Source organism: Paraurantiacibacter namhicola (assembly GCF_001687545.1).
In the GTDB taxonomy this organism is placed as follows: Bacteria; Pseudomonadota; Alphaproteobacteria; order Sphingomonadales; family Sphingomonadaceae; genus Paraurantiacibacter; species Paraurantiacibacter namhicola.
Map to the genome: position 1 here is coordinate 1,093,155 of NZ_CP016545.1, position 22,355 is coordinate 1,115,509.

Below are 22,355 nucleotides of genomic sequence, written 5' to 3' on the forward strand. Positions count from 1 at the left end.
GCTCTCTGCAAGGAGAGAATACATGACTGACCAAATTGCGCTGCCGGCGAGCAAGCCTGCGCGCCCGCATTTCTCATCCGGACCCTGCGCGAAGCCGCCGGGCTGGACCCCTGATAAATTGCAAACCGAATGCCTCGGCCGCTCGCACCGGTCCAAGATCGGCAAGGCGCGCCTGGCGTACTGCATCGATCTGATCCGCGACGTGCTGGAAGTGCCTGACACGCATCTGATCGGCATCGTGCCCGGCTCCGATACCGGCGCCGTGGAAATGGCCATGTGGACCATGCTGGGCGCGCGCCCGGTGACCACGCTGGCGTGGGAAAGCTTCGGTTCCGGCTGGGTCACCGACGCGGTAAAGCAGCTGAAGATCGATCCCACCGTGATTGAGGCGCCTTACGGCGAGCTGCCGGACCTTAGCCAGGTCGACTGGTCGAGCGATGTCGTCTTCACCTGGAACGGCACGACATCCGGCGTGAAAGTCCCGAATGGCGACTGGATCGCGGCCGACCGCGAAGGCTTGGCCATTGCCGATGCCACCAGCGCGGTGTTCGCGCAGGACATCGCCTGGGACAAGGTCGATGTGCTGACCTTCAGCTGGCAGAAAGTGCTGGGCGGGGAGGGTGCGCACGGCGTGCTGATCCTGGGCCCGCGCGCGGTGGAACGCCTGGAAAGCTACACCCCCGCATGGCCGCTGCCCAAGGTCTTCCGCCTGACTAAGGGCGGCAAGCTGATCGAAGGCATCTTCCGCGGCGAGACGATCAACACACCCAGCATGCTGGCAGTCGAAGATGCGATCTTCGCGCTGGAATGGGGCAAGTCTCTGGGCGGCCTTTCCGCCATGAAAGCGCGGGCCGATGCCAATGCGGCGGCGCTCGACAGGCTGGTGCAGGACCGCGAATGGCTCGGCCACCTGTGCGCCGATCCGGCCATCCGCTCCAACACCAGCGTCTGCCTGACGGTGGAGGGCGCGGATACGGACTTCATCAAGAAGTTCGCCGGCCTGCTGGAGCAGCAAGATGCCGCTTACGATATCGCCGGATACCGCGACGCCCCGCCGGGCCTGCGCATCTGGTGCGGCGCGACCGTCGATACGGCCGATATCGAAGCGCTTGGCCCCTGGTTCGATTGGGCTTTCCACTCGCTGAAGGCTTGATGTGATCCCCGGCGCAGGCCGGGGTCTCAGGCCATCTCACGCTCCATGAATTGCAAGAGATCCCTGCCTTCGCAGGGACTCACACCAGGATTACAACCATGACCAAACCTAAAGTCCTCATCTCCGACAAGATGGACCCGAACGCCGCCCGCATCTTCGAAGAGCGCGGCTGCGATGTCGATGTGATTACCGGCGAAACGCCGGAAGAATTGAAAGCCCGCATCGGTGAATATGATGGCCTCGCCATCCGGTCCTCCACCACGGTGACGCAGGAAATCCTCGATGCCGCCACCAATCTGAAAGTCATCGGCCGCGCCGGTATCGGCGTCGACAATGTCGATATCCCCTATGCCAGCGGCAAGGGCGTGGTGGTGATGAACACGCCGTTCGGCAATTCGATCACCACCGCCGAACATGCGATTGCCATGATGATGGCGCTCGCCCGCCAGATCCCGCAGGCCGATGCCCGCACCCAGAAGGGCGAGTGGCCCAAGAAGGACTTCATGGGCATCGAGGTGACCGGCAAGACGCTGGGCCTGATCGGCGCGGGCAATATCGGCAGCATCGTCGCCAGCCGCGCGCTGGGCCTGAAGATGAAAGTCATCGCGTTCGACCCGTTCCTGACCGAAGAGCGCGCGGTGGAAATCGGCGTGGAGAAGGTGGACCTCGACACTCTGCTGGCGCGCGCAGATTTCATCACGCTGCATACCCCGCTGACGGACGAGACGCGCAATATCCTCTCCGCGGAAAACCTCGCCAAGACGAAGCAAGGCGTGCGCATCGTCAATTGCGCGCGTGGCGGCCTGATCGACGAGGCGGCGCTAGCTGAGAAGCTGGAAAGCGGCCATGTGGCGGGCGCGGCGCTGGACGTGTTCCAGACCGAACCGGCCAAGGAAAGCCCGCTGTTCGGCCTGCCCAATTTCATCTGCACGCCGCACCTTGGCGCCTCCACCACCGAAGCGCAGGTCAATGTTGCGCTGCAGGTGGCCGAGCAGATGGCCGATTACCTGGTCAATGGCGGCGTCACCAATGCGCTAAACATGCCCAGCCTCTCCGCCGAGGAAGCGCCCAAGCTGCGCCCCTATATGGGCCTTGCCGAGAACCTCGGCAGCCTGGTGGGCCAGCTGGCGCATGGCAATCTGACGCGCATCTCCATCGAGCGCGAGGGCGCGGCCGCTGGCCTGTCCGGCAAGCCGATCGAGGGTGCAGTGCTCGCGGGCCTGATGCGCCAGTATTCGGACACGGTAAACATGGTCAACGCGCCGTACCTCGCCAAGGAGCGCGGGCTCGATATCCGCTCCATCCGGCATGAGAAGGAAGGCGTTTACAACACCCTGCTGCGCGTGACCGTGGGCACTGAAGACGGCGATCGGTCCGTCGCGGGCACGCTGTTTGGAGCCGAGGCCCCGCGCCTGGTCGAAATCTTCGGCGTGCGCATCGAGGCGGAGCTAGAAGGCCACATGCTGTATATCGTGAACGAGGACGCGCCCGGCTTCATCGGCCGGATCGGCAGCCTGCTGGGCGATAATGGCATCAACATCGGCACCTTCCATCTTGGCCGCCGTACGTCCGGCGGCGAGGCGGTGCTGCTGCTGAGCGTGGACCAGGCGATCCCGGCCGACGTGGTGAAGAAGGCCTGCGCGCTCCAGGGCGTCAAGGTCGTCAAGCCATTGAGCTTCTGAATGCTTTGCAAGACGCGCGCGAAACCGTAACGGGCAAGCCATGACCCAGAATATCGACGACCTGCTGCCCGAAGGGCTGGAAGACCGGCTGCCGCAAAGCGCCCGCGCTGCTGCACGGATAGAGGCGTCGATCCTGCATGTGCTGGACAGCACCGGCTATGACCGGGTCCGCCCCCCGCTGGTGGAGTTCGAGGCCGGGCAGGCGCAGCGCATGGCGGGGGAGGCGACGCGCGGCCAGTTCCGCTTCACCGATCCCGCCAGCCTGCGCACGCTGGCCCTGCGTTCGGACATGACAGTGCAGATCGGGCGGATCGCCGCAACCGGCCTGGCCGATGCGCCGCGCCCGCTGCGGCTGTGCTATGCCGGGCAGGTGGCGCGCATCAAGGGCGACCAGCTCGATCCCCGGCGCGAGAGCCTGCAGGTGGGTGCGGAGCTTGTCGGGACAGACACTGCGGCTGCCGCAGCAGAGATTGTCCAGCTGGCCATCGCCTCGCTGGAAGCGGTCGGGGCAACCGGGATCTCGGTCGACTTCACCCTGCCGGACCTCGTCGATACGCTGGCAAAAGCGGAACTTCCGCTCGATCCCTCTCAGGTGGAGGAAGTGCGCCGCAACCTCGATGCCAAGGATGCCGCCGGGCTGCGCAAGGCTGGCGGGGAAGCGTATTTGCCGTTGCTCTACGCCGCCGGGCCGCTGGAAGACGCACTGCGCCGGCTGGACGAGGTCGATGCAGGCGGCGTTCTGGACAGCCGGATGGACGGATTGCGCATGATCGCCGCGCAGCTTGGCGACCGCGCCCGCGTCACGCTGGACCCGTCCGAACGGCACGGCTTCGAATACCAGACATGGTTCGGCTTCACGATCTATGTCGACGGGCTTCGCGGCGCGTTGGGACGCGGCGGCACCTACCGCATTGGCGGGACGGACGAGGCTGCGACCGGTTTCTCGCTTTATCCCGAAGACTTCGTGGAAGCGGTGAAGGCAGACGAGCCTGCGCGCGATGCGCTGTTCCTGCCGCCCGGTCACGATGCCGCGCGCGCTCAGGAGCTGCGCGGGCAGGGCTGGCGCACCGTCGCGGCGCTGGATGCCGCCGATGAGGGCCGGGCGCTGGGCTGCACGCATGTCTTGCGCGATGGGCAGCCGGTAGCGTATTAGGGGAAATCACCTGGGGGCCAGGGCGCGTATCCGGGGGGATGGGCGCACAAAGCAGGGCGGGGTCGCCGCCGTTAGCCGATGGAACACCAGCGCATCCTCGTCGTCGAGGACGATCTCTATAACCGCATCTTCTTCTGCGCCGTGCTGGAAGAGCATGGCTTCGTGGTCGAACAGGTGGCTGACGAACGCACGGCGATCGACGTCGCCGCGGTGTTCGGGCCGGACCTTGTGGTGATGGATATCCAGATGCCGCACATTTCCGGCATCGACCTGATCCGCAAGCTGAAGCAGCGCCCCACGCTTGCACGCGTGCCCGTGCTGGCAGTCACCGGCTATGTCGGCCGCGAGGAAGAGCGCGAGGTGCGCGACGCCGGCGCATCGGCCATCCTGGCCAAGCCTGTGCCTATCGAGCCATTCCTGAAAGCCATCGAGAACGCCCTGCCGCAGGCGGCGTAAGCCATGCGGGAAGCCCTCAGACAGTGAAGATGCGCGCGAGCCAGTTCGTAACGATCGGCGTTGCCGGATAATCCGCCTCGCCAAGACGCGCGCTGATGTCCCGGTGACCGCGCAGGCCGCGTCCGGCGACACCCACCACTTCTGCATCTCGCCCCTCAGCTGCCAGCATCGCGCCCAGCGCCTTCGCCTGGGCCGCCGCGCCGGCACGCTCGACATGCAGCAGCAGGAATACCGGGGCATCCTTCCCGCCGACATGCGCGGTGGGGGACAGTTCCCTCCAGCGGTCCGGCTGCGTGCCGAAGGCTGCGTGGTACATATCTGCCCGCCTGCCGTCAGCCTGCGCGATCTGCGCTTCGACATCGTAAGCCGCGCCGTCCAGCAGGATCACGCCCGCCAGCGACGCCGGGGAATGGCCGTGTTGAGCAAGCAGGCTTTCGTCCGTGGCGACCAGGCCCGCCAGATGCGCGCCCGCGCTGTGGCCGGACAGCACAATGCGGCTTGCATCCACGCCCAGTGCCGCGGCATTTTCCATGACATAGGCAATTGCTGCAGCCACGTCCTGCGCCTGCGCCTCGGCATCGCTTTCCGGGAGCAGCCGGTAATTCACCGAAATGAAGGCGTAACCCAGCGAGGTGACATGCGCGGCTTTCGCCCTGTGGCTGGCCGCAGCCTTGTCACCGCGCTGCCACCCGCCGCCATGCACGAAGATCACCGCCGGGACCGCGGCACTGCTCTCGGCGTCGTCCGCCGCGTGCAGGTCGAATTGCTGCAATTCATGCGTGCCATAGGCGATGGTGCGCACACCTTCCGGCCGCGCGCCAGCAGGCGAGACCAGCAGGGCACACAGCAGCGATAGCGTGAAGACGGCGATCAGAATGGGGCGAAACATGGCTTCCTCCGGCTCGATGCCAGCATGATGGCAAAGGGCCGCCCTGCGCGCCAGTCGCGCCTTGTACGCTTTTGTATCGCCTCAGCAGAGCTCCGCCGGATCGGGCCCGATCCGGCCATCGGCGCGGTCCAGCTCCGCAATGCGCGCCATGTCCTCCTCGGTCAACGACACATCCAGCGCCTTGAAATTGCCTTCCATATGCTCGCGGCTGCTCGATTTGGGGATGGTCGCGCAGCCCAGCTGGATCTGCCACGCCAGGATGACCGCTGCCGGCTGGACGCCGTGGGCGGAGGCGATGTCCTTGATCACGGGATCGTCCAGCGCATCGCCCTGTCCCAGCGGGCTCCAGCACTGCGTGGCGATGCCCATCTCGTCATGTACCGCGCGCAGCTCCGCCTGCTGGAAATAGGGATGCAGTTCGATCTGGTTCACTGCGGGCCGCACGCCGGTTTCGGCTTCCAGCTTCTCGAGGTCGGTGATGCGGAAATTGCTGACGCCGATGCTCTTGGCCGTGTCTTCCTCGCGCAGGGCAATCAGCGCCTTCCACGTATCCACGAACTTGCCCTTGTCCGGGCAGGGCCAGTGGATCAGCAGCAGGTCGACATAAGCGCGGTCCAGCCGCTCCAGGCTCTGGCTGAAGGCCCGCTTCGCCTCGTCGAAACCCTGGTCGTCATTCCAGATCTTGGTGGTCAGGAAGATGTCCGACCACTCGCCGATGCCCTTCCCGACGCCGCGCTCGTTTTCGTAAAGCGCAGCCGTGTCCACCAGCCAGTATCCCACGCCCAGCGCCGTGCCGACCAGGCCGGGGGCGTCTTCGTCCGGGATTTCGAAGGTTCCGTAGCCCAGTTGCGGCATCGACCGCCCGTCATTCAGCGTAAGCGTTGGCTGGTCCTTCGAATGGTCACTCATATCTCGTCTTTCCCTGTACGTCGTTTTCGTCGCGCGCTTGCAGCCCTTCGGCTATGGACAAGCGCGCCTTCCCCCCACTAACGCACGCACCGCGCCGCCTATCCCGGTGCCTTGCAAGGAAATCGACGAATATGGCCAATGTCACGGTGATCGGTGCCCAGTGGGGCGATGAGGGCAAGGGCAAGATCGTGGACTGGCTGGCCGCGCGGGCGGACGTGGTCGTGCGCTTCCAGGGCGGGCACAATGCCGGCCACACGCTGGTTGTGGACGGCACGACTTACAAGCTCAGCCTGCTGCCCAGCGGTATCGTCACCGGCACGCTCAGCCTGATCGGCAATGGCGTGGTGCTGGACCCGTGGGCGCTGCAGTCTGAAATGGAGCGGCTGGAAGGCCAGGGCGTGTCCATCACGCCGGACAATTTCGGCATCGCGGACAATTGCCCGCTGATCCTGCCGATCCATTCAGAGCTGGACGTGATGCGCGAAGCTGCCGCCGGCAAGGGCAAGATCGGCACGACGGGGCGCGGGATCGGCCCGGCTTATGAGGACAAGGTCGGCCGCCGCGCCATCCGTGTGTGCGACCTTGCTCACCTTGACGAACTGGAGCCGCAGCTCGACCGCCTGTGCGCCCACCACGATGCATTGCGCGCCGGTTTCGGCGAGGCAGGCGTCGACCGCGCCGCTCTGCTGGCCAAGCTGCGTGAGATTGCCCCCTTCGTGAACCGTTTCGCGCAGCCGGTGTGGAAGCGGCTGGTGGAGCAGAAGAAATCCGGCGCGAAGATCCTGTTCGAAGGCGCGCAGGGCGTGCTGCTGGACGTGGACCACGGCACCTATCCCTTCGTCACCAGCTCCAACACGGTCAGCGGCACGGTCGCCAGCGGCAGCGGGCTGGGGCCTAATGCGGCAGGCTTCGTGCTCGGCATCGTGAAGGCTTACACCACCCGCGTGGGCAGCGGCCCCTTCCCGACCGAGCTGGAGGACGAGGTGGGCCAGCGGCTGGGTGAGCGCGGCCACGAATTCGGCACGGTCACCGCGCGCAAGCGCCGCTGCGGCTGGTTCGATGCCGCGCTGGTGCGCCAGACCTGCGCCATTTCCGGCGTCACCGGCATTGCGCTGACCAAGGTGGACGTGCTGGACGGGTTCGAGACGATCAAGATCTGCACCGGCTACCGCCTCGACGGTGAAGACATCGATTACCTGCCATCCAGCGCCATCGAGCAAGCGCGGCTGGAGCCGGTTTACGAGGAGATGGACGGCTGGGAAGGCAGCACGGCCGGCGCACGCAGCTGGGCCGACCTTCCCGCGCAGGCGATCAAGTATATCCGCCGGATCGAGGAGCTGATCGACTGCCCCGTGGCGAGCGTTTCCACCTCGCCGGAGCGTGACGACACCATCCTGGTGCGCGATCCCTTCGCGGATTAAGCCCGCTCCTCCGCCAGCATGGCGACCTGAAGCTGGAGGCGCTTCATCTCGCGCAGCATGGCCAGCAGGTTCATGCGATTGAAGAACCATTCCTTTGCGAAGCCTTGCGCCGTCAGCAGGCCCAGCGTGGCGACGGCCCACAGGATCCGCGCATCCGTGTCCGCCACGGTGACAAGCTGCCAGATGGAATAGATCAGGCCTGCACCCAGCACGAACATGATAGCGAACATGAACTTGGCCCATCCGCCCAGCGGGCCGGCCATGGCATCACCCATCTGGCTGAACAGGCCCCTTCGATCGTCGAGGCTGCGCAGGAAAGCGCGGTCGTCGGCATCCAGTGCTGCTGCAATATTTTCATCTGTCTTGGACATTGGTCTTCTCCTTTGAATCGGCTTGCGTTGGCAACAGCGCCAGTTTCAGGGCGCGGCGGGCATGAAACAGGCGGGACTTGGCCGTACCGGGCGGGACGTCCTGAACTGCGGCGATCTCGCTGATGGTAAGGCCTTCAATGTAATGCAGGTGGGCGGCCAGGGCCTGTTCGCGCGGCAGGCTTTCCATCGCGCGTGCCAGGTCCAGCTTTCGCAGCTCGTCGCGCTGGTCGGCAGGTACGTCTTCGGGCATTTCGGCACTGCGGGCGCGGGCACGTCCGGCCGTGCGCACGGCATCGGCACACCGTCGTTGCAGAATGCCAAAGGCCCACGGGGCAAAGCGGTCCTGGTCGCGAAGCCGGCCAAGGCCACGCATGATTGCGACCCAGCTGTCCTGCGCTACGTCCTGCGCCAGGTCCGCGCCGATCAAACGGCGTGCCGTGCGAAGCAGCCGGGGGTGCCAGCGAATGGCCAACCGCTCCGCCGCGCGCCCATCGCCGGACTGTGCAAGCACTACCAGCAGGGCGTCGTACGCCTGCCGTGTCTCTTCATGGCGGATTGGCTTTCCCATCGTGTGGATAGTCGCCCGTGACCGGCAAAAGGTTCAACTGCCGTTACAGTTTTCTCTTCGTTGAGGCCCCGTCGAAACGGAACATTCTTGACCTGACCGCCTTTTGTTCTCATCTTGTTCGCGTGTCGACTCGCAAAATGGGTCAGGGGAGATCAGATGAGCCAGGCTGACTTTGCATATGCTCCCGCGAACGATTCCGCGGGAATGACTCTCGCCGTCTCGGTTTATGCGGACCGGGATGCTGTGCGCAGCCAAATCCGCGAGGATGTGACGGCGGCCGGCCTTTCCGTGCGCGAGTGCGGCGGGGTGGCGGGGCTGCTGGAAGGCGATCCGCGCCCGCTGGGCGAAGTGGTGCTGCTCGATTGCCCGCAGGTCTCCGGCGCGGCGCTGGCCGCCCTGTCCCGGCTAGACGAGCGAGTGGCGCGGTCCGGCGCGCATCTCGTGATTTCGACCAGCGTGGACGGGCTGGAGGATGTCTTCGGCTGCTGCGACACGTCGAACCCGCAGATCCTGGTCAATCCGACGCGGGCGGAGCGCGTGATTGCGCTGGGCCGCGTGCTGGCCCGCGTGCCCAATTTGCGGCTGCGGGAGCTTTCGGACGAGGATCGCCTGTCGCTGCTTCGCCTGACGGAACAGGTCGGGCAGATTGCGGAAAGGCTGGAAAAGCTGGGTGATCGGGAGGCGCGCAGCGGCGAGTCCGGCGCGTTCCGGTTCGAAAGCCCGGCCCCGAAATACTCCGGGCCGGAAGAGGAGGGCAAGGGACAGGAAGGGGACCGGCTGGTTCGCGCAACCCGTCCGGCGCTGCCCGATCCGCGTCTGGTGCGCCGCATCATCCGCCAGCGCCAATTGCGCGCACGGTTTTTCGATGGGGACCTGTTCGCCGATCCGGCTTGGGACATGCTGCTGGACCTGACGGCTGCGCGCGTCGAGCATACGCGCGTGTCCGTCACCAGCCTGTGCATCGCCAGCGGCGTCCCGCCCACCACGGCGCTGCGCTGGATCAGCCAGATGACCGATGCCGGACTGCTTGAACGGGTGGAGGATGAGACCGATCGCCGCCGCGCCTTCATCACTCTGACGGAGAAGTCGGTCGATGCGATGTCACGCTATTTCGCGGAACTGGGCAAGGCCGCCGCGCAGATGGTCTGAGGCGGCAGGCGCTTACTTCAGCCCGTCGATCACGGACTGGATTTCGCCCGCCTGCGTCACGCCAGACTCTATCAGCACGCAAAGCAGTATGCGCGCCTTGGCCGGGCCGAGATCGCGTGCGGCGACGAGGCCGAGCGCATCGTCATCCACTTCCACATTCCGCTCCACCAGGCCTTCATCCACCCGGCTGGCACGCAGCACCGGCATGCCGCGCGCCGCTGCCCCCGCCAGCGCCTGCAGCACCGGCCCGGGGGCGTTGCCCTGTCCCATGCCTGCCAGCACCAAACCCTGCGCCCCACCTTGCAGCACGGCGTCCACGATGCCTGCATCCATCCCTGCATGGGCGTGGATCACGTCCACGCGCGGCATGGCTTCTGGGAAGGCGAAGCGTGCATCCTCACCCGTACGTCCTGCGGGCCCAAACCAATCGACGCCTGACGGGCTGGCATGGCCCACCGGCCCGCGCGGGAAACCGGCAAAGGCGCCCGTGCCCTGCGTGCGGGCCTTGCGCACGTCGCGCGCGGCGAAGACGTGGTCGCCCATGGCCAGCAGCACGCCGCGCCCGGCCGCCTTGGCGTCGCAGGCGATGGCGAGGGCATTGGCGAGGTTGCGCATCCCGTCGCTGCCCAGCGCATCGGCGGGCCGCATCGCGCCTGCGAGCACCACCGGCTTCGTGGTCGGAAGGGTGAGATCCAGCAGGAATGCGGTCTCCTCCGCCGTGTCCGTGCCATGCGTGATGACCACACCGCGCACATCCGCATCGGCCATTGCCGCCAGGCATTCGGCATGCAGCGCGGCCCATTCGCGTGGGCCGATGTCCTGCGACCCCAGGCTGGCGACCTGCCGCGCCTCGATCGGCCCGGTCACGCCCGCAGCGCGCGCCTCTGCCAGCAATTGTTCGATTCCGATCTGCCCGGATCGATAAGCGCGACCGGTGGCAGATTGCCCCCGTCCGGCGATGGTGCCGCCGGTTGCCAAGATGCGGATGGTGCCCTGTGCCATGCCGCCCCGCTTAGCGCGGTGGGTTGACGTGCGCCATCCTGCATCTAATAGCGCGCTGCAGGGGCGGTTAGCTCAGCTGGTAGAGCATCTCGTTTACACCGAGAGGGTCAGCGGTTCGAACCCGTTACCGCCCACCAGTTTCGGTCAGACAAGATCATCCGGGGGATGGTCTTGCTCCGAAACTCCCGAGCGATATCGCCGTGGACAAGCTACACGGCCGCGCTTCATGCGATCACGCCCGGCGCGTTATGCATGGCCGGGATGAGAAATCTGAACATCGCCATCGCCGGATGCGGTATTGCCGGGCTCGCCGCCGCGCTGGCGCTGACCCGCCAGGGCCATCGCACGGTTCTGTTCGAGCGCTTCGAGACGCCGCGACCCATCGGCTCCGGCTTGATGATTCAGCCGACCGGCCTGTCGGTCCTTGCCGCGCTCAGGCTCGCGGAGCAGGCTGTCGCGCATGGCGCGCCGGTCTCGCGCCTCTACGGCCTCAACGCGCAGGGCGAAAAGGTGCTGGACGCCCGCTATGCCGACCTGTCGGTCGAACATGCCTTCGGCCTCGGCATCCACCGCGCCAGCCTGTTCGGCATCTTGTGGAGCGCCGCGCAGAACACGGGCGTTGAGATTGAGGTTGGCCGCTGCATTAACGGGTCGGACCATGATGGCAAGACCGCGCGCCTCAACTTCGACGACGGTACGCAAAGTGCAGCTTTCGACCTGATTATCGACGCCAGCGGCACGCGGTCAACGCTCGCGCCCGAATGCGGGCAGGAGCTTCCCTTCGGCGCGCTGTGGACGACGCTGGACTGGCCGGAGGACGGCCCGTTTGATCCCGCGCTGCTGGAACAGCGCTATCGCATGGCGAGCGAGATGGTCGGCGTCCTGCCAACCGGGCAAACATTCGGCACGAATCGGCGGCAACTCGCCTTCTTCTGGTCACTGCAGGCCGATCGGCATGCGGCATGGCGGGATGCCGGGTTGGAAGGCTGGAAGGAAGAAGTGCGCGCCCTGTGGCCGCAGTGTGAGGGTCTGCTCGAGCAGATTACCGACTCCGAACAGATGGTCTTTGCCCGTTACGCCCATCGCTGCGTTCCGCGTCCAGTCGACGGGCGGCTGGTGCATATCGGCGATGCTTGGCACTCGGCCAGCCCGCAGCTCGGGCAGGGGGCAAACATGGCGCTGCTGGACGCGTGGGCGCTGTCAAAGGCAATCGGCGAGGGGCCGAATCTATCCGCTGCGCTCGGCCAATTCGTGCAGCTGCGCCAGCGACACGTGAAGCTTTACCAGGCCGTCACGGCTTTTTTCACGCCGCTGTATCAGTCAGCCCGCGCCGCTCCCGCGGTCCTGCGCGATTTTCTCTTCGCGCCGCTGTCCCGCGTGCCGCCGGGGCCTGCCATACAGGCTCGCCTGATGGGCGGGCTTGCGGGTGCGCCGCTAGGGAAGCTGGGCCTGCAGGCTCCGGATTTCGCGGCGCTCCGAAAGGCCGTTCAGGCGCCCGCATCCTCAAGTACCAGAGCGCGGGCATCCTCGCTCGCCCAGTCGTAGCCGCCCATTACGCGCCAGACTTCGCGGCCTTGCGCGTCATACAGCACGGTGAGCGGCAGGCTGGCCCCGCCGCCGAAGGCGAAAGCAAGGTCGTTGCGCTCGTCCATCCACATGGGAAGGTTGGGGAGGTTTCGCTCGGCAAAGAAGGGCTCGACCGCTTCTGCGCCTTTCATGTCCTCGCTCACGGTTAGGACGCGCACCTGCCCGTCCAGCTCGCCCGCCAGTTCGTCCAGCAGCGGCATTTCGTGGACGCAGGGCGCGCACCAGGTCGCCCAGAGGTTCAGCAGGACGGGCTGGCCAGCCGTCTCGCGCAGGGCCAGCGTGGTCCCGTCGGGCGCGGTGACGGTCACGTCCGGGATCGGGTCGCCCGCAAAATCGCGCGTCAGCGTGCCGTTCAACATGGCAGCATCCTCGCCCTGCTTGTCCGCAGCGGAGTTTTCCTGCGGTTGCGCGCCATCGGTGCCATCACTATCGCAGGCCCCCAGACACAGTGCGAGGGCCAGGGCCGTTGTGAGCGAGGAAAAGCGGGACATGGAAGGCTCCAACCAGATGTGGGGCGGGCGCTTTGCCGAAGGGCCGGGCGCGATCATGCGCGAGATAAATGCCTCCATCCCGTTCGACAAGGCATTGTGGCGGCAGGATATCGCCGCGTCCAAGGCGCATGTGGCCATGCTGGGCGCTTGCGGCATCGTCAGCGCTGAGGATGCGGTGGCAATCGCCGAGGGGCTGGACCGCGTCGCAGCAGAGTATGAGAAGGACGGCGTGCCCGAGGACTGGGACCTCGAGGACATCCACATGACAACCGAAAGCCGCCTTGCCGAGCTGATCGGCCCAGTGGCCGGCCGCCTGCACACGGCGCGCAGCCGCAATGACCAGGTGGCGACGGACTTCCGGCTTTGGGTGCGTGAGGCGCTGGCCCGCGCCGATGCCGGGCTGGAGGCCCTGCAGCGCGCGCTGGTGACGCGGGCGGGCGAGCATGCCGATGCCATCATGCCCGGCTTTACCCATTTGCAGACTGCGCAGCCGGTGACGCTGGGCCACCATCTGATGGCTTATTACGAGATGGTACGGCGCGACCGGGCGCGGTTCTGCGCCGCCGCCGAGCGGCTGGACGAATGTCCGCTTGGCAGCGCTGCCCTGGCGGGCACGGGCTTCTCCATCGACCGCAAGATGACAGCGCAGGCGCTGGGCTTTCGAGAACCGACGCGCAACAGCCTGGATGCCGTCAGCGACAGGGACTTCGCGCTCGATTACCTGCAGGCCGCCAGCCAGTGCGCCATCCACCTCAGCCGCCTGGCGGAGGAGATGATCATCTGGGCCAGCCAGCCCTTCGGCTTCGTGCGCATGCCCGACAGCCTCAGCACCGGCAGCTCCATCATGCCGCAGAAGAAGAACCCCGATGCGGCGGAACTGGTGCGCGGCCATGCCGGGCGCATCATCGGCTGCACCACCGCGCTGATGGTGACGATGAAGGGCCTGCCGCTCGCCTATTCCAAGGACATGCAGGACGACAAACCGCCCGTGTTCGAGGCGGCAGGCCTGCTCGACCTGTGTATCGCCGCGATGACGGGCATGGTCGCGGACGCCACCTTCCGCACCGACCGCATGCGTGAGGCGGCAGAGCTGGGCTATGCCACGGCGACCGACCTGGCCGACTGGTTGGTGACCGCTGCCGATGTGCCATTTCGCGAGGCGCACCACATCACCGGCGCGGCCGTGAAGCTGGCGGAGGAGCGCGGCTGCGCGCTGGATGCTCTGCCGCTTGCGGATTTGCAGGACATCGACGCACGGATAGACGAGCGCGTGTTCGAGGCCCTGTCCGTGGAGGCTTCGGTCGCCGCGCGGGCAAGCTATGGCGGCACTGCGCCGCAGCAGGTGAAGGCGCGCGTGGCCGAGGCTCGCCGCGAATTGGGGATGGACTGATGCGGACACTTGTCCTGCCGATGATGCTGCTGGCGCTGGCCGCGTGCGGAAACCAGAAGGGGCTGGAGCGGCCGGAGGATTACCCGCCGCCCAAGGTCCCGTACGGGCGCGAGGAGGCGCTTGATGCGGACGAGCTGCTGACGCCTGACCAGATGGCCGTCCCGGCCCGCAGCGTGGAGCCGGAAGCCCGCTCCGGCGAGCGGGAGGACGATCCCTTCGACCTGCCGCCGGAAGGCTGACCCATGGATCATTTCGCACTTCGCGGCGGCGTCATGCATGCCGAGGATGTCCCGCTGCCGGTGATCGCGCAGGAGGTGGGCACGCCCGTTTACGTCTATTCGCGCGCCACGCTGGAGCGGCACGCGCGCGTGTTCCGCGATGCGCTGGCGCCGCTGGGCGATGTCCACCTGGCCTTTGCCGTGAAGAGCAATCCGAACCTGGCCGTACTGAAAGTGATGCAGCGCGAGGGGTACGGGGCGGATGTGGTTTCCGGCGGAGAACTGATGCGCGCGCTGGCGGCGGGCATGGCGCCTGCCGATATCGTTTTCTCCGGCGTGGGCAAGACGCGCGCCGAGCTGCTGCTCGGGCTGGAAAAGCGGATCGGCCAGTTCAACATCGAGTCGCGAGAGGAAGGCCGCGAGCTGGCGGAGCTGGCGGCGGAGATGGGCGTGGAGGCGCAGGCGACCCTGCGGATCAATCCCGATGTGGACGCCGGGACGCATGAGAAAATTTCCACCGGGCGCGCGGAGAACAAGTTCGGCATCCCGCTGGTCCATGCGCGGGAGGCCTTTGCCGAGCTCGCCGGGCTGGAAGGGCTGAACCTGCGAGGCGTGGCGGTGCATATCGGCAGCCAGCTGCTGGACCTTTCCCCACTGGAAGCGGCTTTCGAGAAGGTCGGCGCGCTGGTGGCGAACCTGCGCGAGGCTGGCCACAACGTCACCCATGTCGATCTCGGCGGCGGGCTGGGCGTGCCTTACAAGGCGGGCGAGAACCCGCCGAGCCCGGCGGAATACGGCGCCATGGTGGCCCGCGTGACGAAGGGTTGGGGCGTGCACCTGACCTTCGAGCCAGGCCGGGTCATTGCCGGCAATGCTGGCGTCTTGCTGACCCGCGTCGTGCGCGTGAAGCGTGGCGGCAACGGCCCGCCCTTCGTGATCGTGGACGCGGCCATGAACGACCTCGCGCGCCCGGCGCTTTACGGCGCATGGCATGATTTCGAGGCGGTCGAACCCTCCGGCGAACGCATGACGGCCAATATCGTCGGGCCGATCTGCGAGACGGGCGATACCTTCGCGCGCGACCGCGAATGCGACGCACTGCAATCGGGCGAGCTGGCCGTGTTCCGCACCGCGGGAGCTTACGGGGCGACGATGGCCAGCAGTTACAACTCGCGCGGTTTCGTGGCCGAGGTCATGGTGGACGGCAGCCAGTGGGCCGTGGTGGCCGACCGCATTGCGCCGGAAACCATAAGCGACGCAGAGCGCGTTCCCGAATGGCTGGAATAGCCAGCCTACCCCTGTTCCACCGGATCGCCGGGCAGCCGGTCATCGTGCTGGGCGACGGGGCGGAAGCGGAGCCCAAGCGGCGCCTGGTGGAGCGGGCCGGCGGCGATGTCATCACCAATGCGCAGGACGGCATAGACCGGGGCGCAAGGCTGGCCTTCGTCGCGCTGGAGGATCCCGGCGATTGCGAGGCTGCGGCCATCCGCCTGCGCTGTGCCGGACTGCTGGTGAATGTCGTCGATCGGCCGGAGCTGTGCGACTTCACCACCCCTTCCATCCTGGACCGCGATCCCGTGCTGGTGGCGATCGGCACATCGGGCGCGTCGGCCGGTCTGGCGAAGCAGCTGCGCCTGCGGCTTGAAGCACTCCTGCCTTCCGGGCTGGGGCGGCTGGCGAATGCGCTGCATGCGTCACGCACGCGGCTGCGCGCACTGTTTCCCAATACGGGCGAGCGGCGGCAGGCGCTTGACCGCGCACTCGGCGTGGGCGGCGTGCTTGATCCACTGGACCCGGCAGCGCCAGACCGTGTGGGTGACTGGCTGGATGGCACGCCCGATGCCGCCTCCGCCGGTGTGATCGAGTTCACGATTACCAGCGACGATCCGGAGGACCTGACTTTCCGGCAGGCGAGGTTGCTGGGGAGTGCGGACATGGTGCTGCACGATCCTGCCATCGCGCCAGCGGTGCTGGACCGGGCCCGGGCCGACGCGCGGCGCCGCGAATTGCCGGCCGATCCGCCCGCCGATGCGGCGCTGGTGGTGGTGCTGAGAAAAGGTTCGGCTTGATTTTCAAGCTGTTCCATTTGCTAACAATCTTGTAATTTCAATGACTTGCGGGCGATCCGCATTCTCCTTGGCGTGCGTGGCAACGGGTCGCGCCGCAACCAAGGAGAAACGCCATGAACCTTCCGAAGATCGATCTATCCAGCCTGCCGGACCTGCCCGACATGCTGGGCATGTTCGGATCCATGATCGAAGCACCGGGCCATGACGACACCATCGTCGTGCTCGCCGCCTTCCTGTTCGAAATCATGCCGCCGAGCGGCTGAGGCGAAGGAGGACCGGCCATGCACATCGCTCCGCAGATTGCCGCCATGAAACGTGACCGCCAGGTCCAGCATCGGGCGCAGGCACGGATAATGGCCGCGCTGGACGAATGGCGGATGCGCGAAGCCGTGCGGCCGGTCCTCGCCGACCTGAAGGCGTATGGGGAGGGCCGCCCGCTTGCGGATGGCCCTGCCCTTGCGCGGGTGTTGACCGATCATGGCCACGCCGCCGCGCTGGCAGGCGGATTCACCACGCAATTGGTCCGCGCGCTTCGCGACCAGCCGCTGGCACAGGTTCCGCTGCGCCACAGTTGCAGCGAAGGCAGCGCGGTCATCCAGCTCGCCGCATCGGGCCGTGCGCGGCTGTTCCTTGTCGCTCGGGAGGCTGGCGGAGAGGCCGCAGCGCACGCAAGTTTTCCAGACCGGGAGCGGCACGACCTGGTGCTGTCTGGCGAGGCCACGGCGCGCCTCGTATCGCGGCGCGGCGCCGAGCTTGCGACGCGGGAGGCATCTCTGTGTACCGGGACGTCGCTTGCACTGGATTGCCACGCGCAGGCGCTGGTCCTGCAGGACGTAACGCGCCGCATGATCAGCTTGCGGCTGGAGCGCGATGCCGAGGCGCCGCGCCCGACCACGCTGGTCGATATTGCCAGCGGCGAGGTGCTCCACCGCGCGCAGGGCAGCAAGTTGGTCTCGCGCAAGGAAATGATGCTGGCGCTGCTGGGCCGGATGGAGCGCGCGGACGCCGCACCGGTCATGGCGCAGCAGGCGCTTGGGGATGGCCCGGCAGAGCTTCGCTGGCAGGCGCTGCGCGAACTGCTGGCGTTGGATAGCGGTACCGGATTTGCCGCCCTGACTAGTCTCTCACGCCGGACCGGCGATTCACTAGCCAAGCATGCCGACAGCCTGCGCACGGCGCTGCTCGCCCGCCATCCGCTGATCGCCGCGAAGGAGGCGCAGGAATGCCCCGCGTAATCGAACATCACGACACCGCCAGCTGCGAACTCGGCGATTGTATTGCGGCGCTGGCCGAACACGGCTTCGACCCGCGTGAAGAGGAAAGCCTGCAGCACGCCGCGCGCTGGCTGAAGCGCCTGGGCAACAATCGCGACTTCCTGGCCCAGCGGATGCTGGCCGAGCTGATGGGCGAAAGGAACGGCGACGAGGGCGGCAATTACAGCCCGCAAGTGATCATGCTCTCACCGCCGGGCGGGGATTTCTTCCTGCGCGCCAATATCTGGCCGAGCGAAAACGAGGCGAGCTACCGCGCCAGCGGCGGCTCCAGCTTCGTCTACGGCCTGCCGCACGATCACGATTTCGATTTCCTGACCGTGGGCTATTTCGGCCCCGGCTATTGGTCCGATTACTATGAGTACGATTACGGCGCGGTGGCGGGCGCCATAGGTGAGGCGGCAGGACTGCGTTTCGTGGAACGATCCCGCCTCGAAACCGGCAAGCTGATGCATTACCGCGCCCACCGCGACGTCCACGCGCAGCTGCCGCCGGATAGCCTCTCGGTCAGCATCAACGTGATGCACTCGGGCGGCGCGCAGGGCTGGCTGGACCAATATGCCTTCGACGTGGAGCAGGACCGGATCGCCAATGTTCTGGGCCGCAGCGCGTCGGAGGCCTTCATCCGCATCGCCGTGGGCCTGGGCGGGGACGACGCGCTGGAACTGGCGGAGAGTTTCGCGAAGGGCCATCCGTCCGACAGGATGCGCCTGACCGCGCTCGAGGCGCAGGAGGGTATGCTGGATGTAGAGGCGCGCGACGATTTGTGGCGCAGGGCCGAAGGCTCCGGCAGCCGGCTGATTGCTCTTGAGGCGACCCGGCGGCGGCGAGCCATGGCTGCCGCCTAGATCACCCCGCCTGCCATCGCATCGATCGCGCCTTGCAGGATCACGGCGGCGGCATGGCTGTCGATGCGTTCGGCGCGTTTGGCGCGGCTGAAGTCCTGGGCGATCAGGTCGCGCTCTGCGCTGGCGGTGGAGAGGCGCTCGTCCCACAGCAGGATCGGCAGGCCCAGCGCATCGAGGTTGCGGGCATAGGCGCGGGCGCTCTGGGCGCGGGGGCCTTCGCTGCCATCCATGTTGCGGGGCAGGCCAATCACGATGCCCTTCACGCTGCGCGCCGCGCACAGGTCGCGCAGTTTCGCGCAGTCGCGGGTGAACTTGCCGCGTTCCAATGTCTTGTCAGCCGTGGCGAAGCGCCAGCCTGCATCGCACAGCGCCACGCCAATGGTCTTGGTGCCCAGGTCCAGGCCCAGCAGCACGCCGCCATCGGGCAGCGCGCCGGAAAACTCATGCGCGATCTCTGCAATCATGCGCCCGCCGCGGTGCCCGCACTGCCTTCACGCGCGCGCAGGCGGCGCTCCACATCCACCTGCAGGTTCCGCCAGAACAGCATGATGTCATAGACGTGGTAATTGTTGCCCGGCAGCACGCCGGGGCCAAGGTCCGGCGGATCGCCGATCAGCAGGAGGCCGTCCTCATCGCAGCGGGCAGGCACGGCTGCGCGGACGAGGGCGCCATCGGTCAGGCTCTCGTTCGGGACCAGCGTGCCAAGGTTCTCTTCCGCGCTGGCTGCGCTGCCGCGAATGCCGGTTATCGGATTGACGCACAGGATCGGGCTGTCCCCGCGCGGCTCGCCGGTGAAGCCGGGCGTCGCGGAATAGCGTTTCATAATCATGCCGGCATCGGCCGGTTCGGCGAAGCTGGACCATGTCAAAATGCAGGCGGGCTGGTCGGGGCGGTCGCAGGCGGGCAGGGGCAGGGCCGGCAAGTCGTAAGTCACCGAAACCGGCCAGCCGATGGGATAGACCATGGCAATGCGGCTCTCGACCGGCGTGCCGGCCACTTTCTCTCGCAGCAGTTGCAGGATGTGCCAGCCACCCTGGCTATGGCCTGCCAGCACGATCGGCAGCGAAGGGTCCGCTTGTTCCAGGAAGATATCGAAGGCCTGCTCCACGTCGCGATAAGCGGAGTCCAGTGCCATCTGCGCTTCCGGCTCGTCCGTCAGGAAGGCGCCGGCCGTGGCCTGCCGATATTTCGGGGCCCAGATTTCCGCCGCCCGGTTGAACGGGCTGGCCATGGCCTTGATGATCAGGCGCGAGCGGCTTTCCGTCGCCTCGTCGCCGAGCGGGGCGTTCCATTTGTCCCGGTCGATGAAGCTGGTGGGGTGAACGAAGAACACGGCGAAGCGCGGTGCGGCCAGTTCGTCCGAGGCTGGGCCTGCATCAGGTTCCTCGCCCATTGCAGCGCGGCCCTGTGCAGATGAGGCGGGGTCGCCCTCGCCCTCGCCGGTCTCCTCGAATTGCGGCTGGTAACGCGTGATATCGTCGCCCGCCTTGCCGGGGCGAGCATACCACAGGTCGAAGCCCTCATAAGCATTCGGCTCCAGCGCGGCCTGCTCCACGAATTCCTCGTCCGGCACAAAGGCCATGCGCGTCAGGTCATCCTGGAACAGGTTCAGCGCAAACAGGCCGGCTATCGCGGCGATGATGCAGAATGCGACGAAATAAAGGAACTTACGTGCCAACTAGCTGACCTTCTGTTTTGCTTTTCGCGTCTTCCTCGGCCGTCTCGCTGCGGCGCTCCAGCGCAACTTTCAGCATGGCCATCAGCGGATCGGCCAGGAACAGGCCGAGGATGCCGAACAGGATGCCGAAGATCAGCTGCGCGCCCAGCACCAGTGCGGGGGCGAGGTCAACCGTCTTCTTGGCGATGAGCGGGATAACGACGTACCCGTCGAACACCTGCACCAGGAAATAGACGAAGATGGTGTAGAGCCCCATGTCCGTGCCGCCGGAGAAGCCGACCAACACCATCAGCACGCCCGATATTACCGCGCCGATATTGGGGATGAAGGCCAGCAGGCCGGTCAGGATTCCCAGCAAGGCCGCCATCGGCACGCCGTACCAGGCCAGCATGGCCCAGGTGAAAATCCCCTCGAACAGCATGCCGACCAGTCGCCCTGCCATCAGGCGGCGCATGGTGAAGGCCATCTCGTCCAGCGTGACCAGCAGGTCGCTGCGGTGCTTCTTGGGGACCATCCATTCGACGCCGCGTTCGTACAGGCGCGGCTCCACGGCGATGTAGATGCCGATGATCATGATCAGGAACAGCGTGGCAAGCCCGCCAAAGATGCCGCCAATCGCCTTGGTCACCGTGCCCACACCGCTGACCAGCTGGCCGGCGATGGATTCGATATTGTCGGTGCTGATGGCAAAGCCGCGTGCCTGCAGCCACTCGACGGTCGCCCCCAGCTGCTTGTTGACGATACTGGGAAATTCGGCCGCCTGCTGCGATATTTGCGAGCCTGCAAACAGGCTGAGCCAGATGAAGAAGGCAGTCGTCAGCGCAAGGACGATGATGATGCGGATCATGCGCCCCACGGGCAGGACGCGCTCCAGCAGCCGCGCGCCGCCATCGATCATGGCCGCGAAGACCAGCGCACCAAAGATCACCAGCAGCGATTGCGAGATGTATACCGCCAGCATGGCGATCCCCACCACAGCCACCCAGATCAGCGCCCTTTGCGCCTCGAAGCGCAGTTTCGGGCTTTCGATGTAAGTGGGGGAGGCGCCCAGCGGCTCTTCGCCGTCGTGGTCATGGTTTTCCTGCGCTTCAGGCTTGTCGGTCATTGCGGTGTTTCCCCCTGCCGCTGCGGATTCAGGATCGGCGGGCGCAGGCTGCTCCAAGCGCGGCCCGTGCGCAAGCTTGGCCACCATGTCGCCGGGTTCCAGCCAGTGCTGCCGTCGAGCGAAAAGGTGATGATTTCCGCGCGTCCACCCACATCGGCCAGGTCCACCGGACCGCCAAGGCCGCCGGAAAACTCGCCTGCGGGCACGCGGCTGTCAGCGGAATGGTCGCGGTTGTCGCCCAGCATGAAGACATGGCCCTCGGGCACGGTCCGCTCCGCGAAATTGTCCGGCGCAATGTCGCGGTGGTCGATGATCCGGTAGCTAGCGCCATTGGGCAGCGTCTCGCGGTAGGTTGGCGGTTCATATACCTCGGTGCCGTCTTCCAGCGTGACGCGGTAATCGTCGAACATCTCGAGGCAGGGAGAGCCATCGCACAGATGGTGGTCCACGGGGATGCGGGCCGGTGCTTCCAGCTCGCGCTTCACGGCCTTGCCGTTCAGGATCAGCCGCCCGTCGATCATCGCCACACGGTCACCCGGCAGGGCGACCACGCGCTTGATGTAATCTTCCTTCCGGTCCGGCGGAACGGCGATCACGATGTCGCCATATTCGGGCGTCGCCGCGCTCAGCCGCCAGTCCGCGCGCGGCAGCACGTGGAAGCTGGCCGAGACCCAGCTCCAGCCATAGGGATATTTGCTCACCACCAGCCGGTCGCCCACCAGCAGGGTCGGCGTCATGCTGGCGCTGGGGATATAGAAGGGCTTGGCCACGAAGGTGTGGAAGGCCAATACGCAGAGCAGCATCAGCGCCAGGCCGCGCAGCTCCACCCACCAGTTGATCTGCTGCGTCTCGTCCTCCGGCGCAGGCGTGCCATTGCCGTGGGCGCCATCAAGCGATCCGGGCGGTGCGGGTTGCGGCGATTCTGGCTGGCTCTGGTCGGCCATG

General features: G+C 66.5%; 24 protein-coding genes and 1 tRNA gene. 15 read left to right on the plus strand and 10 right to left on the minus strand.

Going from position 1 to position 22,355, the window contains the following annotated elements; all coding sequences use genetic code 11:
* Positions 1-22 precede the first annotated feature (22 nt).
* The 4 genes from A6F65_RS05275 to A6F65_RS05290 all read left to right on the plus strand — a co-directional run bounded on the left by A6F65_RS05275 (position 23) and on the right by A6F65_RS05290 (position 4,444).
* Complete coding sequence (locus tag A6F65_RS05275; protein WP_067786577.1) at positions 23-1,153, plus strand: phosphoserine transaminase; 1,131 nt, start codon at positions 23-25, stop codon at positions 1,151-1,153.
* A gap of 98 nt (positions 1,154-1,251) precedes the next feature.
* Positions 1,252-2,835: a phosphoglycerate dehydrogenase gene (serA, locus tag A6F65_RS05280; protein ID WP_067786579.1), complete on the plus strand. Its 1,584-nt coding sequence runs from the start codon at positions 1,252-1,254 to the stop codon at positions 2,833-2,835.
* 40 nt (positions 2,836-2,875) lie between these two features.
* The gene (locus A6F65_RS05285) at positions 2,876-3,988 is read left to right on the plus strand and encodes an ATP phosphoribosyltransferase regulatory subunit (RefSeq protein ID WP_067786581.1); all 1,113 of its coding nucleotides are present in this window, start codon (positions 2,876-2,878) and stop codon (positions 3,986-3,988) included.
* A 78-nt stretch (positions 3,989-4,066) separates the two neighbouring features.
* Entirely contained in the window at positions 4,067-4,444 is a 378-nt protein-coding gene (locus tag A6F65_RS05290; protein ID WP_067786583.1) for a response regulator, read from the plus strand.
* A gap of 16 nt (positions 4,445-4,460) precedes the next feature.
* Here the strand turns inward: A6F65_RS05290 and A6F65_RS05295 are convergent, their stop codons facing one another.
* Positions 4,461-5,333 carry an alpha/beta hydrolase gene (locus tag A6F65_RS05295; protein WP_067786585.1) on the minus strand — a complete coding sequence of 291 codons (873 nt, stop codon included), beginning with the start codon at positions 5,331-5,333 and terminating at the stop codon, positions 4,461-4,463.
* An 81-nt stretch (positions 5,334-5,414) separates the two neighbouring features.
* Positions 5,415-6,242, minus strand: a complete 828-nt coding sequence (locus A6F65_RS05300) for an aldo/keto reductase (protein WP_067786587.1) — start codon at positions 6,240-6,242, stop codon at positions 5,415-5,417.
* A gap of 131 nt (positions 6,243-6,373) precedes the next feature.
* On the opposite strand from A6F65_RS05300, the gene A6F65_RS05305 reads away from it, so the two are divergent.
* Positions 6,374-7,663, plus strand: a complete 1,290-nt coding sequence (locus A6F65_RS05305) for an adenylosuccinate synthase (RefSeq protein WP_067786589.1) — start codon at positions 6,374-6,376, stop codon at positions 7,661-7,663.
* Here A6F65_RS05305 and A6F65_RS05310 read toward each other — a convergent pair.
* Together A6F65_RS05310 and A6F65_RS05315 are read right to left on the minus strand one after the other, a co-directional pair.
* The gene (locus A6F65_RS05310) at positions 7,660-8,034 is read right to left on the minus strand and encodes a DUF6768 family protein (protein WP_067786591.1); all 375 of its coding nucleotides are present in this window, start codon (positions 8,032-8,034) and stop codon (positions 7,660-7,662) included. The two genes, A6F65_RS05305 and A6F65_RS05310, sit on opposite strands and share 4 nt — an antisense overlap.
* Positions 8,018-8,602, minus strand: coding sequence for an RNA polymerase sigma factor (locus A6F65_RS05315; protein ID WP_067786594.1), 585 nt, complete (start codon positions 8,600-8,602; stop codon positions 8,018-8,020). The genes A6F65_RS05310 and A6F65_RS05315 overlap by 17 nt, the downstream gene beginning before the upstream one ends.
* Before the next feature lie 204 nt (positions 8,603-8,806).
* Between A6F65_RS05315 and A6F65_RS05320 the strand changes: the two genes are divergently transcribed.
* Positions 8,807-9,751 (plus strand): winged helix DNA-binding protein, encoded by a 945-nt coding sequence (locus A6F65_RS05320; RefSeq protein WP_237164893.1) that lies wholly within the window; start codon positions 8,807-8,809, stop codon positions 9,749-9,751.
* A 12-nt stretch (positions 9,752-9,763) separates the two neighbouring features.
* Here A6F65_RS05320 and A6F65_RS05325 read toward each other — a convergent pair whose 3' ends face one another.
* Positions 9,764-10,753: an asparaginase gene (locus tag A6F65_RS05325; protein WP_067786598.1), complete on the minus strand. Its 990-nt coding sequence runs from the start codon at positions 10,751-10,753 to the stop codon at positions 9,764-9,766.
* Between the two features lie 61 nt (positions 10,754-10,814).
* Between A6F65_RS05325 and A6F65_RS05330 the strand changes: the two genes are divergently transcribed.
* Together A6F65_RS05330 and A6F65_RS05335 are read left to right on the plus strand one after the other, a co-directional pair.
* Positions 10,815-10,890: transfer RNA gene (locus A6F65_RS05330), tRNA-Val, on the plus strand.
* A 124-nt stretch (positions 10,891-11,014) separates the two neighbouring features.
* Positions 11,015-12,298, plus strand: coding sequence for an FAD-dependent oxidoreductase (locus tag A6F65_RS05335; RefSeq protein WP_067786600.1), 1,284 nt, complete (start codon positions 11,015-11,017; stop codon positions 12,296-12,298).
* Here the strand turns inward: A6F65_RS05335 and A6F65_RS05340 are convergent.
* Positions 12,241-12,831, minus strand: coding sequence for a TlpA family protein disulfide reductase (locus A6F65_RS05340; protein WP_067786602.1), 591 nt, complete (start codon positions 12,829-12,831; stop codon positions 12,241-12,243). The two genes, A6F65_RS05335 and A6F65_RS05340, sit on opposite strands and share 58 nt — an antisense overlap.
* A gap of 16 nt (positions 12,832-12,847) precedes the next feature.
* Here A6F65_RS05340 and argH point away from each other — a divergent pair, with 16 nt between their 5' ends.
* The 7 genes from argH to A6F65_RS05370 all read left to right on the plus strand — a co-directional run bounded on the left by argH (position 12,848) and on the right by A6F65_RS05370 (position 18,627).
* Positions 12,848-14,221 (plus strand): argininosuccinate lyase, encoded by a 1,374-nt coding sequence (gene argH, locus A6F65_RS05345; RefSeq protein WP_067790126.1) that lies wholly within the window; start codon positions 12,848-12,850, stop codon positions 14,219-14,221.
* The gene (locus A6F65_RS05350) at positions 14,221-14,460 is read left to right on the plus strand and encodes a hypothetical protein (RefSeq protein WP_067786604.1); all 240 of its coding nucleotides are present in this window, start codon (positions 14,221-14,223) and stop codon (positions 14,458-14,460) included. Before argH ends, A6F65_RS05350 begins: the two co-directional genes overlap by 1 nt.
* 3 nt (positions 14,461-14,463) lie before the next feature.
* Entirely contained in the window at positions 14,464-15,726 is a 1,263-nt protein-coding gene (gene lysA, locus A6F65_RS05355) for a diaminopimelate decarboxylase (RefSeq protein ID WP_067786606.1), read from the plus strand.
* Positions 15,714-16,508 (plus strand): precorrin-2 dehydrogenase/sirohydrochlorin ferrochelatase family protein, encoded by a 795-nt coding sequence (locus tag A6F65_RS05360; protein ID WP_067786608.1) that lies wholly within the window; start codon positions 15,714-15,716, stop codon positions 16,506-16,508. Before lysA ends, A6F65_RS05360 begins: the two co-directional genes overlap by 13 nt.
* Positions 16,509-16,621: 113 nt before the next feature.
* Positions 16,622-16,771 carry a hypothetical protein gene (locus A6F65_RS12865; RefSeq protein WP_157093068.1) on the plus strand — a complete coding sequence of 50 codons (150 nt, stop codon included), beginning with the start codon at positions 16,622-16,624 and terminating at the stop codon, positions 16,769-16,771.
* A gap of 18 nt (positions 16,772-16,789) precedes the next feature.
* A complete protein-coding gene (locus tag A6F65_RS05365; RefSeq protein WP_067786610.1) occupies positions 16,790-17,743 on the plus strand; it encodes a hypothetical protein in 954 nt (317 codons plus the stop codon).
* On the plus strand, positions 17,731-18,627 hold the full coding sequence (locus A6F65_RS05370; protein WP_067786612.1) for a hypothetical protein: 897 nt from the start codon (positions 17,731-17,733) through the stop codon (positions 18,625-18,627). Before A6F65_RS05365 ends, A6F65_RS05370 begins: the two co-directional genes overlap by 13 nt.
* On the opposite strand, the gene ruvX is transcribed toward A6F65_RS05370, so the two are convergent.
* The 4 genes from ruvX to lepB are packed head-to-tail and all read right to left on the minus strand — an operon-like array spanning position 18,624 to position 22,354.
* Positions 18,624-19,091 carry a Holliday junction resolvase RuvX gene (gene ruvX / locus A6F65_RS05375; RefSeq protein ID WP_067786614.1) on the minus strand — a complete coding sequence of 156 codons (468 nt, stop codon included), beginning with the start codon at positions 19,089-19,091 and terminating at the stop codon, positions 18,624-18,626. The genes A6F65_RS05370 and ruvX overlap by 4 nt on opposite strands.
* Entirely contained in the window at positions 19,088-20,305 is a 1,218-nt protein-coding gene (locus A6F65_RS05380; protein ID WP_067786616.1) for a DUF3089 domain-containing protein, read from the minus strand. Before A6F65_RS05380 ends, ruvX begins: the two co-directional genes overlap by 4 nt.
* The gene (locus A6F65_RS05385) at positions 20,295-21,410 is read right to left on the minus strand and encodes an AI-2E family transporter (protein ID WP_067786618.1); all 1,116 of its coding nucleotides are present in this window, start codon (positions 21,408-21,410) and stop codon (positions 20,295-20,297) included. Before A6F65_RS05385 ends, A6F65_RS05380 begins: the two co-directional genes overlap by 11 nt.
* Positions 21,407-22,354: a signal peptidase I gene (gene lepB, locus A6F65_RS05390; RefSeq protein ID WP_083989595.1), complete on the minus strand. Its 948-nt coding sequence runs from the start codon at positions 22,352-22,354 to the stop codon at positions 21,407-21,409. The genes A6F65_RS05385 and lepB overlap by 4 nt, the downstream gene beginning before the upstream one ends.
* Position 22,355 lies beyond the last annotated feature (1 nt).

Coding starts and splice junctions, on each gene's coding strand:
- A6F65_RS05275 (WP_067786577.1), top strand. CDS start 23: ATGACTGACCAAATTGCGCTGCCGGCGAGCAAGCCTGCGCGCCCGCAT.
- A6F65_RS05305 (WP_067786589.1), top strand. CDS start 6,374: ATGGCCAATGTCACGGTGATCGGTGCCCAGTGGGGCGATGAGGGCAAG.
- A6F65_RS05365 (WP_067786610.1), top strand. CDS start 16,790: ATGCACATCGCTCCGCAGATTGCCGCCATGAAACGTGACCGCCAGGTC.
- A6F65_RS05340 (WP_067786602.1), bottom strand. CDS start 12,831: ATGTCCCGCTTTTCCTCGCTCACAACGGCCCTGGCCCTCGCACTGTGT.
- A6F65_RS12865 (WP_157093068.1), top strand. CDS start 16,622: ATGAACCTTCCGAAGATCGATCTATCCAGCCTGCCGGACCTGCCCGAC.
- A6F65_RS05295 (WP_067786585.1), bottom strand. CDS start 5,333: ATGTTTCGCCCCATTCTGATCGCCGTCTTCACGCTATCGCTGCTGTGT.
- lepB (WP_083989595.1), bottom strand. CDS start 22,354: ATGGCCGACCAGAGCCAGCCAGAATCGCCGCAACCCGCACCGCCCGGA.
- A6F65_RS05370 (WP_067786612.1), top strand. CDS start 17,731: ATGCCCCGCGTAATCGAACATCACGACACCGCCAGCTGCGAACTCGGC.
- A6F65_RS05300 (WP_067786587.1), bottom strand. CDS start 6,242: ATGAGTGACCATTCGAAGGACCAGCCAACGCTTACGCTGAATGACGGG.
- A6F65_RS05315 (WP_067786594.1), bottom strand. CDS start 8,602: ATGGGAAAGCCAATCCGCCATGAAGAGACACGGCAGGCGTACGACGCC.
- serA (WP_067786579.1), top strand. CDS start 1,252: ATGACCAAACCTAAAGTCCTCATCTCCGACAAGATGGACCCGAACGCC.
- A6F65_RS05325 (WP_067786598.1), bottom strand. CDS start 10,753: ATGGCACAGGGCACCATCCGCATCTTGGCAACCGGCGGCACCATCGCC.
- A6F65_RS05335 (WP_067786600.1), top strand. CDS start 11,015: ATGAGAAATCTGAACATCGCCATCGCCGGATGCGGTATTGCCGGGCTC.
- ruvX (WP_067786614.1), bottom strand. CDS start 19,091: ATGATTGCAGAGATCGCGCATGAGTTTTCCGGCGCGCTGCCCGATGGC.
- A6F65_RS05360 (WP_067786608.1), top strand. CDS start 15,714: ATGGCTGGAATAGCCAGCCTACCCCTGTTCCACCGGATCGCCGGGCAG.
- A6F65_RS05310 (WP_067786591.1), bottom strand. CDS start 8,034: ATGTCCAAGACAGATGAAAATATTGCAGCAGCACTGGATGCCGACGAC.
- lysA (WP_067786606.1), top strand. CDS start 14,464: ATGGATCATTTCGCACTTCGCGGCGGCGTCATGCATGCCGAGGATGTC.
- A6F65_RS05320 (WP_237164893.1), top strand. CDS start 8,807: ATGACTCTCGCCGTCTCGGTTTATGCGGACCGGGATGCTGTGCGCAGC.
- A6F65_RS05285 (WP_067786581.1), top strand. CDS start 2,876: ATGACCCAGAATATCGACGACCTGCTGCCCGAAGGGCTGGAAGACCGG.
- argH (WP_067790126.1), top strand. CDS start 12,848: ATGTGGGGCGGGCGCTTTGCCGAAGGGCCGGGCGCGATCATGCGCGAG.
- A6F65_RS05350 (WP_067786604.1), top strand. CDS start 14,221: ATGCGGACACTTGTCCTGCCGATGATGCTGCTGGCGCTGGCCGCGTGC.
- A6F65_RS05290 (WP_067786583.1), top strand. CDS start 4,067: ATGGAACACCAGCGCATCCTCGTCGTCGAGGACGATCTCTATAACCGC.
- A6F65_RS05385 (WP_067786618.1), bottom strand. CDS start 21,410: ATGACCGACAAGCCTGAAGCGCAGGAAAACCATGACCACGACGGCGAA.